17 protein-coding genes are annotated in these 11833 nt (G+C 57.0%); 2 read left to right on the top strand and 15 right to left on the bottom strand.

Annotated elements, in window-relative coordinates; genetic code table 11:
- Window positions 1–69: 69 nt before the first annotated feature.
- Window positions 70–444, top strand: coding sequence for a succinate dehydrogenase, cytochrome b556 subunit (gene sdhC / locus D7V20_RS17205; protein WP_005005993.1), 375 nt, complete (start codon window positions 70–72; stop codon window positions 442–444).
- 860 nt (window positions 445–1304) lie between these two features.
- On the opposite strand, the gene D7V20_RS17215 is transcribed toward sdhC, so the two are convergent.
- The 6 genes from D7V20_RS17215 to D7V20_RS20340 form a co-directional block, all read right to left on the bottom strand.
- Window positions 1305–1571 (bottom strand): hypothetical protein, encoded by a 267-nt coding sequence (locus D7V20_RS17215; RefSeq protein WP_003464988.1) that lies wholly within the window; start codon window positions 1569–1571, stop codon window positions 1305–1307.
- A gap of 169 nt (window positions 1572–1740) precedes the next feature.
- On the bottom strand, window positions 1741–2022 hold the full coding sequence (locus tag D7V20_RS17220; protein ID WP_003464986.1) for a DUF427 domain-containing protein: 282 nt from the start codon (window positions 2020–2022) through the stop codon (window positions 1741–1743).
- Window positions 2023–2089: 67 nt separating this feature from the next.
- Window positions 2090–2362 carry a glutaredoxin 3 gene (gene grxC / locus D7V20_RS17225; RefSeq protein WP_005005995.1) on the bottom strand — a complete coding sequence of 91 codons (273 nt, stop codon included), beginning with the start codon at window positions 2360–2362 and terminating at the stop codon, window positions 2090–2092.
- Between the two features lie 453 nt (window positions 2363–2815).
- Complete coding sequence (locus tag D7V20_RS17230) at window positions 2816–3562, bottom strand: ferredoxin reductase (RefSeq protein ID WP_002118292.1); 747 nt, start codon at window positions 3560–3562, stop codon at window positions 2816–2818.
- Window positions 3555–4157, bottom strand: a complete 603-nt coding sequence (locus D7V20_RS17235; protein ID WP_003464980.1) for a sulfite oxidase-like oxidoreductase — start codon at window positions 4155–4157, stop codon at window positions 3555–3557. Before D7V20_RS17235 ends, D7V20_RS17230 begins: the two co-directional genes overlap by 8 nt.
- Before the next feature lie 156 nt (window positions 4158–4313).
- Entirely contained in the window at window positions 4314–4439 is a 126-nt protein-coding gene (locus D7V20_RS20340) for a hypothetical protein (protein WP_268877902.1), read from the bottom strand.
- 185 nt (window positions 4440–4624) lie between these two features.
- Between D7V20_RS20340 and D7V20_RS17240 the strand changes: the two genes are divergently transcribed.
- Complete coding sequence (locus tag D7V20_RS17240; protein ID WP_003464979.1) at window positions 4625–5095, top strand: TlpA family protein disulfide reductase; 471 nt, start codon at window positions 4625–4627, stop codon at window positions 5093–5095.
- Window positions 5096–5420: 325 nt separating this feature from the next.
- Here the strand turns inward: D7V20_RS17240 and D7V20_RS17250 are convergent, their stop codons facing one another.
- From D7V20_RS17250 to istB, 9 genes are all read right to left on the bottom strand, one after another.
- The gene (locus tag D7V20_RS17250; RefSeq protein WP_107010020.1) at window positions 5421–5714 is read right to left on the bottom strand and encodes a DUF1330 domain-containing protein; all 294 of its coding nucleotides are present in this window, start codon (window positions 5712–5714) and stop codon (window positions 5421–5423) included.
- Window positions 5715–5772: 58 nt separating this feature from the next.
- Window positions 5773–6204, bottom strand: coding sequence for a GlcG/HbpS family heme-binding protein (locus D7V20_RS17255; protein WP_005006001.1), 432 nt, complete (start codon window positions 6202–6204; stop codon window positions 5773–5775).
- A 72-nt stretch (window positions 6205–6276) separates the two neighbouring features.
- A complete protein-coding gene (locus D7V20_RS17260; RefSeq protein WP_002118279.1) occupies window positions 6277–7290 on the bottom strand; it encodes a zinc-binding alcohol dehydrogenase family protein in 1014 nt (337 codons plus the stop codon).
- Between the two features lie 45 nt (window positions 7291–7335).
- Window positions 7336–7644, bottom strand: a complete 309-nt coding sequence (locus D7V20_RS17265; protein WP_005006003.1) for a hypothetical protein — start codon at window positions 7642–7644, stop codon at window positions 7336–7338.
- A gap of 91 nt (window positions 7645–7735) precedes the next feature.
- Entirely contained in the window at window positions 7736–8704 is a 969-nt protein-coding gene (locus tag D7V20_RS17270; protein WP_002118270.1) for a magnesium and cobalt transport protein CorA, read from the bottom strand.
- Window positions 8701–9405, bottom strand: a complete 705-nt coding sequence (locus D7V20_RS17275) for a glutathione S-transferase N-terminal domain-containing protein (RefSeq protein ID WP_005006007.1) — start codon at window positions 9403–9405, stop codon at window positions 8701–8703. Before D7V20_RS17275 ends, D7V20_RS17270 begins: the two co-directional genes overlap by 4 nt.
- 140 nt (window positions 9406–9545) lie before the next feature.
- Window positions 9546–10085, bottom strand: a complete 540-nt coding sequence (gene msrA, locus D7V20_RS17280) for a peptide-methionine (S)-S-oxide reductase MsrA (RefSeq protein ID WP_003464967.1) — start codon at window positions 10083–10085, stop codon at window positions 9546–9548.
- A 1-nt stretch (window position 10086) separates the two neighbouring features.
- Window positions 10087–10530, bottom strand: coding sequence for a peptide-methionine (R)-S-oxide reductase MsrB (gene msrB / locus D7V20_RS17285; RefSeq protein WP_003464965.1), 444 nt, complete (start codon window positions 10528–10530; stop codon window positions 10087–10089).
- Window positions 10531–11050: 520 nt separating this feature from the next.
- Window positions 11051–11833, bottom strand: a 783-nt coding sequence (istB, locus tag D7V20_RS17290) for an IS21-like element ISPst3 family helper ATPase IstB (RefSeq protein ID WP_107010019.1), incomplete at its 5' end; no start/stop codon positions are given.

Genomic DNA, 11833 nt, shown 5'->3' on the forward strand with positions numbered 1-11833 from the left:
GTTACAGCTGCTATGATGAATGAGATCGAAAACTGAAATCCCCCACTAGAATTGTTGACTGGAGTCAAAATGAATAAAAAGCGGCCGGTTAATCTTGATATTCGAACCATTCAGCTTCCTCTCACGGCGCTTACATCGATTCTGCACCGGATTTCAGGAATTATGCTCTTTATTTTTCTGGGACTGATACTGTATATGCTGAGCAAATCGTTGGAGTCAGAAAAGGGTTTTAATGAAGTCAAGGAGATTTTTTCTTCACCTTTCGGCAAAGTTAGTTTCTGGTTGGTATACTCTTCATTTATTTATCATCTCGTAGCCGGAATTCGACACCTAGTTATGGATGTGGGTGTTGGTCATACTTTGAAAGGCAGCAATCGCGCCTCTACTATTGTTTTAGTAGTGTCGGGTGTTTTAATGGTTGCTGGCGCCGTATGGATTTGGTAGCTGTGGAGTCGTAATGCGTATTTACAAGGACTAAAAGCGTCCTTTAAAGCTAACTTACGAAAGTATTTATAATCGACGGTTCACGCTTAAACGGTTGAATCCTTTCGGGCTTCCGAATAGCTGTTAGCTGAAAGCTATCATGAGCTAAGTTTTCTGTGCATCATCAAATGTGTTAATGGGAGCGCCATAGTACTAGGTACAAATATGGCTCTAGGACAATGTTAGATGTTTTGGATTTTGAGGCGGATCGCTCTTATCGAAGATCGTCTAATTCGCTCTGAAGCGCAGGTTTTTTGAAACTATCACCTGGTTGGCACACTGTGCGAATCAACATCAGATATGAGAAAGCCAATCAGGTGAACACTACCCTCGAGGGCTCATCTGTCCAGTTAAAGCCTCGAGTCTTTCTGGGTGCGCAAAAGACAAGAAGGTTATATGGGAAAATTATGAGGCCTGGATACCATGCGTCATGGGCGTGCCGATGCTGTGAGTGACAGAGCGAGAAGCAAGTGAAAGTCCCTGAAGTAGGGGCGGGATGCGCCCGAGTGGCATTTTTTGTCTTAAGGTAGATCGCGTAGCTGTTCTTCAGAATAATCTTCAGAGCGTTGACGACAGCCATCGCTGTGCATTCCTCAAGAATAGAATGTGTCGGAAGGGTGGCGTCATTGGTGTTAGTCATCGCTTAGGATTTCTCAATCTGGCTTACACGGGCGCCTGTACCGATATCCCCGCGGATGGCGACGTATCGATGTTGAATTCCTCGCCAGACGAAGTGCAATGAGCTGCGGCTATAGGCTTGCGCAGCCTTAGATAGCCGGCCGTCGCAGGCGCGCCGGTTGGCCGGGATCTTCTTCTGCCCGTCAGGTGTCCGGTCGGAACTCCAGCACGAACGCTACGACCTTTTCGGCGGACATTTCGCACGGCTTCAACAATGTCCTATCTGATGTAACGCGGAAGAGGTTGAAGCTGACAATGTCAGTCCCGTCCAACTCCCTGGCGAACAGACTGTTGCGACGTCCGTCCCCAGATCGCCGGACGATCAAGCTGAAACGCCGGCCTTCATAAGTCCCTTCTCTGTATCCCTCCGCAAGCTTCGCGAAAGCGGCATCGAACTCGGAATGCTCCATGTCATCCATCCTTATTGATAGAACAGAGGCGCGGCGGGTGCGAGACCGCCAGTGCCGGGTCGCGCTAAGGTGCCGGGCAGATTCCTGCAGCCGACGAGGCCCGGGGTGGGCAGGATAATTGAGATGTCGGCGCCCGCATGGCTATCAGCGAAGTCGTCCGTCCAGTCTGCTAGGCAACGTCCACGCCTTTCCAGAAAGCGATGTAATCCCGGATACCCTCGGCATCCGGAGTGGGGGCGGGATAGGTCCAAGCGGCGTTCACGTTGAGCGCGTCACCCGCGCGAACATGAAAGAAGCGCGCGGCGCCTTTGATCGGACAGACAGATGTGTGCGGGCTCATCTCAAGCAGGCTCAGGTCGACTCCTGACGGTGGGAAGTAGTGATTTCCCTCGACGATGACTGTTTCGTCGCTTGTGGCGATAGTAGTGTCTTTCCAGATGGCTGAGACCAACGGACTCTCCTTTTGTATTCATCAACCGGCGAAGGCTCGCGGGCTGGCTGCCCCAAGCCGCACCTCCTCAGGTGGCAGGCGGGTTGCGCCCGAGAAGTTTGTCGAGCTCGCCTCTGACATCGAGCGCGAATAGCTCATCGGAGCCACCGATAAGGGTGCCATTGATGAAGATCTGCGGCACGGAGCTTCGCCCCGACGCTTCCGCCATGGCCTGCCGGTGAGCCGGATCCGCCTCAATATCGAGCTCCTTCCATCGCACGCCCTTTTCCTTGAGGAGCGCCTTCGCTCGGCGGCAGAACGGGCACCAATTCGTGGTGTACAGCAATACATCAGTTGTCATATTGCATCTCCGGCAGTTGCACGCGGATCGCTGTCATGGCGTTGATCTCCAATTCGCGGCGTTCAAAGATGGCGACTGCACCTTGGCCGACATCGGAGCAGATGCTGACGATTGGCCGCTATCCAGGCGACATGGCCCAAAGTGCTTTCACCGCCAGGCAGAGGCCGCACGCGCCTCCTGTAGCGCCGAGCCGATGCTCTAAGGTAACCGAGCCTCGATTGGGACGGAAGCGGTCCCGCTCGAATCGCCCATCATGCTGGTCGAGCATATCAGGACGACGGATAGTGCAGGAACTTTCAAATTGAGCTTGATGTCGAGCCAGGTATCGCGAGCGAAGGCGTTCTAGAGGCCGGGGGGTACGAAGACTGTGTTCGGCAAAACGGTTCACGTTGATCGCCAAAGCTTCCCAGGGCGCACGTCTACGATCGGCGCGACGTGAGATAGCTCGCGCCGCTAGCCCCCGTAGCGCTCCGTCTTGATGATGGAGGCGTCCAAGCCCGCCAGCAGCGCGCTATCGGTTGCGATGTTGACGAATCCGTTAGACCCGCAGACGAACACTTGCGTCGGCTTTCCCTGAAGCCTGGTTAGAATTTCTTGGACCATCATGCCGTCGATCCGTCGCGCAAAGTCCGATGCGCGAACCGGTTTCTCGCGCGTAATCGCGAGCGCCAGGACGAACGCCGGATCGCTGATTTCGATGCAATGAAGTTCTTCTGAGAAGAGAACGTCCTCGGCGGTTCGTGCGGACAGGAGCAACGCTGTCGGAACGGCTTGGGCCAATGCGCGGCGCTGCCGGATCATTGCCATCAACGGCACGAGGCCGGAGCCTCCCCCGATCAACAGAACCGGATCTATGGCAGGCTCAGGCCAAAGGAAATGGCCACCGAGCGGACCGCGAACTTCGATTTCGTCACCAATCGCCGCGATGTCGTGAAAAAACGGCGAAACTTCGGCATCCGGCATGCGCTCGATAGCTATCTCGACGATCGGGGTCGAAACTGCCGATGACGCGATCGAGTAGCTGCGCATTGCACTGTAGCCGTCGGGCGCGGTCAGCCGGATATCGACGTGCTGACCTGCGGTGTGCGCGAACGGCTTGCTCAACCGAAGGAAGAAGCTCTTGATACTCGGTGTTTGCTGGATGATGTCGTCGATCACGCATGATTGCCACGAACGGACTTGCGCTTCGTTTTCAGTCATGGGTGTATCGTTGTTCGCGCCACGGATCGCCGTAGATGTGATAGCCGTGCAGCTCCCAAAAGCCGGCCTCGTCACGCGTCGTGAATTGCAGCGCATTCACCCATTTGGCGGATTTCCAGAAGTAAAGGTGCGGCACTAGAAGACGCGCCGGCCCCCCATGATCGCGGGAAAGTGGCTTGCCCGCATAACTGAGGGCGACCATCGCTTTCCCGGAAAGCAGATCCGTCAGAGGGACGTTTGTCGAATAATTATCGTAGCAGTGCGCCAAGACGAAATCGGTAGGCCGATCAAGCTCTGCATCTGCAAGGATGTCTTCAATGAGTACACCCTCCCAAACGGTATCCAGTTTGGACCAAGAGGTGACGCAGTGAATATCCTTTGTCACCTGGGTCTTTGGTAGAGTGTTGAATTCGCCCCAATTCCACGTTTTGACGGGCTTCGGACCAATTTTGACTGTGAATTTCCAGTCGGAGGGCTCTACCCTCGGCGTAGGGCCGGCCGACAGAACAGGGAAATCCTCCACCAGATGCTGACCTGGCGGAATCCGATCGGACTGGTCGCCTGAACCGCGACCGGTGAAACCTCTGGTGACCATAGTGACCCCTCTTGCTCGATACGGCAGACCGAAGCCGGCCTTCATTTCAGTACTCTGCGTAAAGCATTTGCCCGCACATCCGCCGAATAAGCCAATCGACTAAAAATCAGATACAGATGCTCTATCATCGTAAAAAATCGCGTATCGAACATAGCGTCAGGCCAGCATGATTCCCAATACCCAATGGCTATAGGGTAGATAACCCCAAGGCTGCGTACGCTGATCTGCGGTATGCGGAGCGGAAGTTGCAGATTCGCTCTCAAACGGATGGGCAGCGTGCAAAGCTCAAGGCTCACCAGCGCATGGTTGCCCAGTTCGCGCTCGCCGGCAGCTTGAGTATATTAAGGACGAAATGTCGATCTGATCTATTCTGGCTTCAGGAAATAGGGAAAATAAGGTCGGACGTTCGCGCACCGTCGCGACGCGCGATCATCCACTAAGCTTCTGTATCGGGGTTGGAGGATCAGATGAACGAGATCGAACGACAAGCGCCTGAGCTGCGGGTGCAAAAATGGATTGGCAAAGATGGGGAAAGTATCGCGCCGTTCAAACTGTCAGATATCGGGCCCGGCCCGAAAATCTTGTTTGCCTTCCAGCATTGGTGCCAAGGTTGCCATTTGCATGGGTTTCCGACGCTACAAAAGTTGCATGCAGCGTTGAGCTCAAAAGACGTGGGGTTCGCAGTGATCCAGACCGTCTTCGAAGGAACGCATGAGAATACCTTCGAGAAGTTGCGCGTGAACCAGCTCAAGTATGAGCTTCCTATCGTTTTCGGTCACGACGAGCAACCGACCGGCTCGCCGTTTCCAACCTTCATGGAAGACTACCGCACACGAGGAACTCCGTGGTTTACGGTTATCGACGCTGGCGGTAGCATTGTTTTCTCGGACTTCCATCTCGACGCGGAGCGACTAGTGAAGCAACTTGAGCAAGGTTAATCGTTGGAAGGTGGGCAATCATCCTGATTGCCACCCATCCCCTGATGCCCACTACAGGCGTTGCGCGCTGTAACTCTGTTGATCAGCGTGCGAAAACCCGGATCCGGATAGGAGGAGCGTCAACGATTGAATCAATCCGTTGGGAGAGGGCGGCTCCGCTCCGTCAGCTCGGCAATAGATAACCCATTCTCGCCGAGCAACTCTCTGATCCGATCGACGATATGAGCCCCTAGCGCCGCTGTCTTGGTCCCCCCCACAGATTCCCAAGATGCGAGTTCACACGCCGATACCTCGTGGTCAGCGCCGAAGTGCTTCTGTCGGTATGTCACCGCCGCCCTTCAATGATAAAGGCGCGGTAATGGGAACCGGCAAAGCGTTGAGCAGCGATGGTTTGGTAGGCGGGACTGTCATACCAGTCGCGAGCGGCCTGCATCGTCGGGAAACGCAAGATTACGGCCCCTTCGATGGGCGGCCCCTCCAAATGCTGGATCGCGCCATAAGCGGCGAGAAAGGTAACGTCGTGACCATCGAACGATGGTCCGACGCCTGCAGAATAGGTTGCGAGTGCATGTGGGTCGCTGGTTTCTTCCCGCGTAAAGACGACGAACGCTTCCATCATTAGGCCTCTCAAAGGTTGGATCTGTTGGCCATTACCACCGGTGATGGCCTCACAGTCGTCAGGCTGGCAACTGGAACCCGATTTTCATGAGTGCCTCGACGCACGCATCCTGATCCTGCTGATAGTTGCCTCCGGAGATGCCTATGCCGCCGATCAACTTCCCATCCTCCAGAATCGGATAACCGCCGCCGACAGCGACCATCCGAGGGCGATAGGCTAGCGGCGCCACTTTTGGATCGTTGGTCACATAGTCGTTCCAGACATGGGTCGGGAACCCAAACGAGGCGGAACTCCAGGCCTTGTCGATGGCAACATCGACGGTAAGGAACGGCGCATCGTCGGTGCGCTCGAACGCGCGCAGGTTACCGGTGGCGTCGACGACGGCGACGGCAGCCGGGATGCCGATGGCACGGGCCGCAGCGAGCGCCGCGTCGATGAGGGCGACTGCGGTTTCGCGGTTGATCGAGGCGGTGGCAATAGATTTGGTCATGGGATTCTCATCGCTGGGGCATAACCCGTTCGGCTTTTTGAGGTTGGACAAGATGTTTGGCGATCGCGGTCGTTAGAAGCCTTCGAGGACGATCTTGCCTTTAGCCGCGCCACTTTCGATCAGTGCATGCACCGTCTTCAGATTGGCGGCATTGATCGGCGACAGTCGCCGGGTCAGCGTCGTGCGGATTTTGCCGTCGTCAACCAGCGCTGCCATCGCATCCAGAATCTCGCCCTGCTCATTCATGTCGGGCGTGCCGTAGATCGACCGCGTGAACATCAGCTCGTGGTGGATCGACACCGCCTTGCGCTTGAAAACCATGATATCGAATGCCTTGGGATCGTCGATCAGTCCGAACCGTCCTTGTGGGGCGATCAGTTCGGCGATGTCGGCGACATGTTGCTCGGTATGTGTGGTCGAAAAGACGAAAGCGGGAGCACCGATGCCGAGTTCGGCGATCTGTGGCGCGAGCGGACGAGAATGGTCGATGACGTGGTGAGCTCCAAGCCCTCTTACCCACTCTTGGGTTTCCGGTCGAGAGGCTGTGGCGATGACGGTGAGGTCCGTGCGCTGTCGCGCGATCTGGACGGCGATCGACCCAACCCCGCCCGCGCCACCGATGATGAGGATCGCCTCCGCCGCACCGGGTACGGGCTTCGCCACGTCCAGGCGGTCGAACATCGCCTCCCAGGCCGTCAACGTCGTCAGCGGCAGCGCCGCCGCTTCCGCCCAGGAGAGCGACGCAGGTTTGTGACCGACAATCCGGGCGTCGACGAGATGGAACTCCGCATTGGTACCGGGCCGTGTGATCGATCCGGCATAATAGACCTCGTCGCCTAACTCGAACTGCGTGACGTCGGGGCCGACCTCGCGCACAATCCCGGCGGCATCCCATCCCAGCACCTTCCAATCGCCATCTGCCGGCGGCGTGCTGTTGCGGACCTTGTAGTCGACCGGGTTGACCGAGACGGCCTTCACCTCAACCAGGATATCGTATCCTGCAGCGACAGGCCGAGGCAGATTGATGTCGACCAGCGCGGCATCCGCGGCGATGGGTCCCGGAACCTTGTAACCAATGGCTTTCATAAATGTCTCCAGCTTGCTTGATCGGATGACGCGAATGCTCGTTAGTCAACTTCTTCTACATTGAGGTCCCGACTCTTGAACTGGGTCGCGGTAGCAGATTTCATCGAACACGTCGATCAACAGGCCTTTATGCTCTGTCGCCGGATCGGTGATCGCGTAGATGTTGGAGGCATCTTCGCCGTCGTCCCCGCTCTCGAGGCGCAACGCCGCATCGACGCGAATGCTGCATGCATCGAGGGTTGACCCTAGTTCGAGATCGACGAGATTGCCGTCCTTGACGCGGTATTCGCGGTCATAGCCGTTGGCGATGAATGACTGGACTGCTTCTAGAACGTCGGTCACCTGGGAGGTCATGGAAGCACCTTCATCTTGAACTGGATTGGACACGCTCGCGCACAAAGCGCGCTGTGACTCGGCGGACGGAGAAGCTCGCGAAGTGCGTTACTCATAGCCACTTGGCCTTCTTGAAGCGCATGAACAGGAGAAGGCAGAACACCGCTATGACTCCGAGCACGACGAAGTAGCCATATGGCGTGTCCAGTTCCGGCATGTGCTTGAAGTTCATGCCATATATTCCGGCGATCGCCGTCGGGACCGTCAAGATCGCCGCCCAGGCCGCGAGCTGGCGAGTGACCACACCGATCCTTTGCGCTTCCAGAAGGCTGCTGGCCTCGAAGACCGTGGACAGGACAAGCAGGAGGCCGTCGACCATGGACTGCACGCGGTGGACATGGTCCGCGACGTCGTGGAAATATGGTGTCATTTCGGCGCTGATGCAGGGAAAGTGGCCGCGAACGAGCTTTCGCACCAGCTCGGCCATAGCCCCGAGCGTGCGCTGGAACCGCGTGAGTTCGGACCTTAGTTCGAAGATTCGCGCCACCTCTTCTGGCCCGAGGAAATCGTGCAGCGACCGTCGCTCCATCGCCAGGACGTCGTCCTCGATCATTTCGAAGATGGGCAGATACTGGTCGACCACTCGGTGCAAGATCGCGTGCAGCACATAGTCGACACCCTTGCCGAACTGCGTCGGCGATGCCTCGAGTTGCTCCCGAAGTTTGCCCAGCGCTCCGGCATTGCCGTGCCGCACGGTGATAAGGTGATTGTGACCGGTGAAGATCGCCATCTTGCCGTAGCTGATCCGGTCGCCGACCAGCTCGGCGGTCTGGGCGACGACGTACAACTCATCGTTGTAGACCTCGAGCTTGGGCGGGCACAGCGGGTGCATGGCGTTGTCGATCGCCAAAGGATGGAGGTTATACGTCGTCTGGATCGCGCTGAGTTCGTCTGCGGTGGGCTCGCTAAGCGCGATCCAGCAGAAGCCCGAGCGATTCTCGTTTAGTTCGACGTGCTCATCGAGCCTGATTTCACGGACTCGCTTACCTTCGTTGTAATAATATGCGGCGATAATGGTCATGCAGGCCTCGCAGGAATTCGCAGGCCACGCTGTACAGCCGGTCGCGCCAGCCCGCGTTCGAGCCATGCCTGCACGTTCGAATAGCTGCTTAGGCCGAGGATGTCGCCCGCTGCGTAGAATTCGACCAGCGCATTCACCCAGCCAAACGTCGCAATGTCCGCGATCGAGTAATCATCGACAATCCATTCGCGGCCCTCCAGCCGGTGATCCAGGACCCCGAGAAGACGCCTGGATTCATCAACAAAGCGCTGCCGAGGTCGCTTGTCCTCATAGTCCTTGCCGGCAAATCGCAGGAAAAAGCCTAGCTGTCCGAACATCGGCCCGATGGCCGACATCTGAAAGAACACCCACGCTAGGGTCTCGTAACGCTGGCCTGGTTCGGTGGAGATGAACTGACCCGTCTTGTCGGCCAGATAGAGGAGGATCGCACCGGATTCCCATAAGGCGATGGGTCTACCGTCAGGGCCAGCCGGATCGATGATCGCCGGTATGCGTCCGTTCGGGTTCAGCGACACGAACGCCGGATCCTTCGACTCGTTGTTCGAGATGTCGATCAGGTGGGGCTCGTACGCCAGGCCAGTCTCCTCAAGCATGATCGAGACCTTGACGCCATTGGGCGTAGGGGCTGCGTAGAGTTGCAGGCGATCGGGATGAGATGCCGGCCAGCGCTGCGTGATCGGAAAGGACGAGAGGTCTGGCATAAATCTGCGATCCTGGTGTTGCGATGGCGACTGACTGGAACGAGCCGTCACTCTGAAGTAGGGTTCGATGACCGCGTCGCTGAACGACGCGGTCACGAAGATTGCGGACCGGACCGGCGCAGTGGCAACGGCAGTGAAGCCTATTCCGCCGCGGTCCCGGCCGCTGGCTGTACGTCGTCAACCTTTTGGCGCTTCGGAAGCACCCAGCCGGGACGGACGAAGTGGCAGGTGTAGCCGCCCGGGCGCTTCTCCAGATAATCCTGGTGATCGGGCTCGGCCTCCCAGAACTCGCCGACCGGCTGGACCTCGGTCACCACTTTGCCATCCCACAGCCCCGAGGCATCCACATCGGCGATCGTATCCTCGGCGACGCGCTTCTGCTCCTCGTCGACATAATAGATGCCCGACCGGTAGGAGAGCCCACGATCATTGCCCTGGCGGTTCAGCGTCGTCGGATCGTGGATCTGGAAGAAGAATTCCAGGATGTTCCGGTAGCTCGTCACTGTCGGGTCGAAGACAATCTCGATCCCCTCGGCATGCGTGCCGTGATTACGATACGTGGCGTTCGGAATATCGCCGCCCGTGTAACCCACACGGGTCGAGATGATGCCGGGCCGCTTGCGGATCAGATCCTGCATGCCCCAGAAACATCCTCCTGCGAGAACAGCGCGCTGATGCATGTTAAGCCTCCTCTACTTGATCGAGATATTCACCGTATCCCTCGGACTCCATCTCGTCGCGCGGGATGAAGCGAAGGGACGCTGAGTTGATGCAGTACCGCAGACCGCCGCGGTCGGAAGGACCATCGGGGAACACATGGCCGAGATGACTGTCTGCGTGTACTGACCTGACCTCCGTCCGGACCATGCCGTGTGCGCTGTCCCGCACCTCGTTCACGTTTGCCGAAACGATCGGCTTGGTGAAGCTGGGCCAGCCAGTACCCGAATCGAACTTGTCCGTCGAAGCGAACAGTGGCTCTCCCGACACTATGTCGACGTAGATGCCAGGCTCCTTGTTGTCGTTGTACTCGCCCGTGAAGGGCCTTTCGGTGCCCGCCTCCTGGGTAATTCGGTGTTGCTCGGGAGTCAGGTGGTCGATTGCTGTCTGTGACTTTTCAAACTTCATTACAGTCTCCAATACTTATCTAGAGGGCCAGGCACGCTACCGCTAATTTTTTATGTCTCCTGATTTGCTCCTACAATGGTAGTGGGATGGCAAACGAGGTTTTACTAAGTGTTGGAAAATTAGAGATTTAAATTTCGCGTCTATTAATTCTAGCGCAACTGAGTGGTTAAGCAAGTACGTAATCAGTAAATATTAAAAAAATAACACAAAAGCACGATTATATAATACAGTGTCAGTGTTTTATGATAATCAACAACGCCTGTTTAGATGCTGGTAGATGCGAATTTTTTGGCGTACAGTCAAAATTTTCTGATGGTTGCTTAGTGTGTTGGCGCTGATGGAAAATTGACCCACCCTGCCGATTGAAATTTGACCCAGGGCGGATTGCTGATTTTGTTACCAGCAACTGTGGATAAGTCTACCAGCGCAGCTGCTGTTGCCCCCACTCCTTCGCTAGCCCAGTTCAGTTGTTTAAGACCTGCCACACGCAGCCATGTAGCAGGCCGTCGTCGCCATGAAATCAGAACGGCTCATCGTCCTCCGGTTCCTGGCCGCCCTTACGCTTTCGCTCCCGTGATTTGATCTTGGCCTGGGCCGCCAAGCTACTGTGTTGCAGGCGATAGGACTCGTTACCGGTTTCGACGATGTGGCAGTGGTGGGTCAGCCGATCCAGCAGGGCGGTGGTCATCTTGGCGTCGCCGAACACGCTCGACCATTCGGCGAAGCTCAGGTTGGTGGTGATCACCACGCTGGTGTGTTCGTACAGCTTGGATAGCAGGTGAAACAGCAACGCACCGCCGGCCTGGCTGAAGGGCAGATAACCCAGTTCGTCGAGGATGACCAGATCCATGCGCAGCAGAGCTTGGGCGATCCGCCCGGCTTTGCCGTCGTGCTTTTCGCGCTCCAGCAGATTGACCAGATCGACCGTGGAGTAGAAGCGCACGCGCTTGCCGTGCCGGGTGATGCCGGACACGGCCAGCGCAGTGGCCAGGTGGGTTTTACCGGTGCCAGGCCCACCGATCAGCACCACGTTCTGCGCGGTGTCGGTAAAGGCCAGACTGGCCAGTTCGCTGATCAAACGAGCGTCTGCGCTGGAGGCGCTGAAGTCGAAGCCGGCCAGGTCGCGGTGCATCGGCAGCTTGGCCATGTTCATCTGGTGGCTCACCGAGCGCATGGCGCGATCTGTGTGCTCTTGTTCCAGCAGGTGTTCGAGCAGCCACTTGGACGAGGCTGTGTTCGACTCACCCTGCGCAGTCAACTCCGCCCAGGCCGTGGCCATGCCGTGCAGGCGCAGCTCCTTGAG

It is taken from the genome of Acinetobacter rongchengensis (genome assembly GCF_003611475.1).
GTDB lineage: Bacteria > Pseudomonadota > Gammaproteobacteria > Pseudomonadales > Moraxellaceae > Acinetobacter > Acinetobacter rongchengensis.

Bases quoted from the DNA above. Each gene is read 5' to 3' on its own strand.
- sdhC (WP_005005993.1), top strand. From the start codon at position 70: ATGAATAAAAAGCGGCCGGTTAATCTTGATATTCGAACCATTCAGCTT.
- D7V20_RS17250 (WP_107010020.1), bottom strand. From the start codon at position 5,714: ATGATGGAAGCGTTCGTCGTCTTTACGCGGGAAGAAACCAGCGACCCA.
- D7V20_RS17265 (WP_005006003.1), bottom strand. From the start codon at position 7,644: ATGACCTCCCAGGTGACCGACGTTCTAGAAGCAGTCCAGTCATTCATC.
- grxC (WP_005005995.1), bottom strand. From the start codon at position 2,362: ATGACAACTGATGTATTGCTGTACACCACGAATTGGTGCCCGTTCTGC.
- msrB (WP_003464965.1), bottom strand. From the start codon at position 10,530: ATGAAGTTTGAAAAGTCACAGACAGCAATCGACCACCTGACTCCCGAG.
- D7V20_RS17255 (WP_005006001.1), bottom strand. From the start codon at position 6,204: ATGACCAAATCTATTGCCACCGCCTCGATCAACCGCGAAACCGCAGTC.
- D7V20_RS17240 (WP_003464979.1), top strand. From the start codon at position 4,625: ATGAACGAGATCGAACGACAAGCGCCTGAGCTGCGGGTGCAAAAATGG.
- D7V20_RS17270 (WP_002118270.1), bottom strand. From the start codon at position 8,704: ATGACCATTATCGCCGCATATTATTACAACGAAGGTAAGCGAGTCCGT.
- D7V20_RS17215 (WP_003464988.1), bottom strand. From the start codon at position 1,571: ATGGAGCATTCCGAGTTCGATGCCGCTTTCGCGAAGCTTGCGGAGGGA.
- msrA (WP_003464967.1), bottom strand. From the start codon at position 10,085: ATGCATCAGCGCGCTGTTCTCGCAGGAGGATGTTTCTGGGGCATGCAG.
- D7V20_RS17235 (WP_003464980.1), bottom strand. From the start codon at position 4,157: ATGGTCACCAGAGGTTTCACCGGTCGCGGTTCAGGCGACCAGTCCGAT.
- D7V20_RS17260 (WP_002118279.1), bottom strand. From the start codon at position 7,290: ATGAAAGCCATTGGTTACAAGGTTCCGGGACCCATCGCCGCGGATGCC.
- D7V20_RS17275 (WP_005006007.1), bottom strand. From the start codon at position 9,405: ATGCCAGACCTCTCGTCCTTTCCGATCACGCAGCGCTGGCCGGCATCT.
- D7V20_RS17230 (WP_002118292.1), bottom strand. From the start codon at position 3,562: ATGACTGAAAACGAAGCGCAAGTCCGTTCGTGGCAATCATGCGTGATC.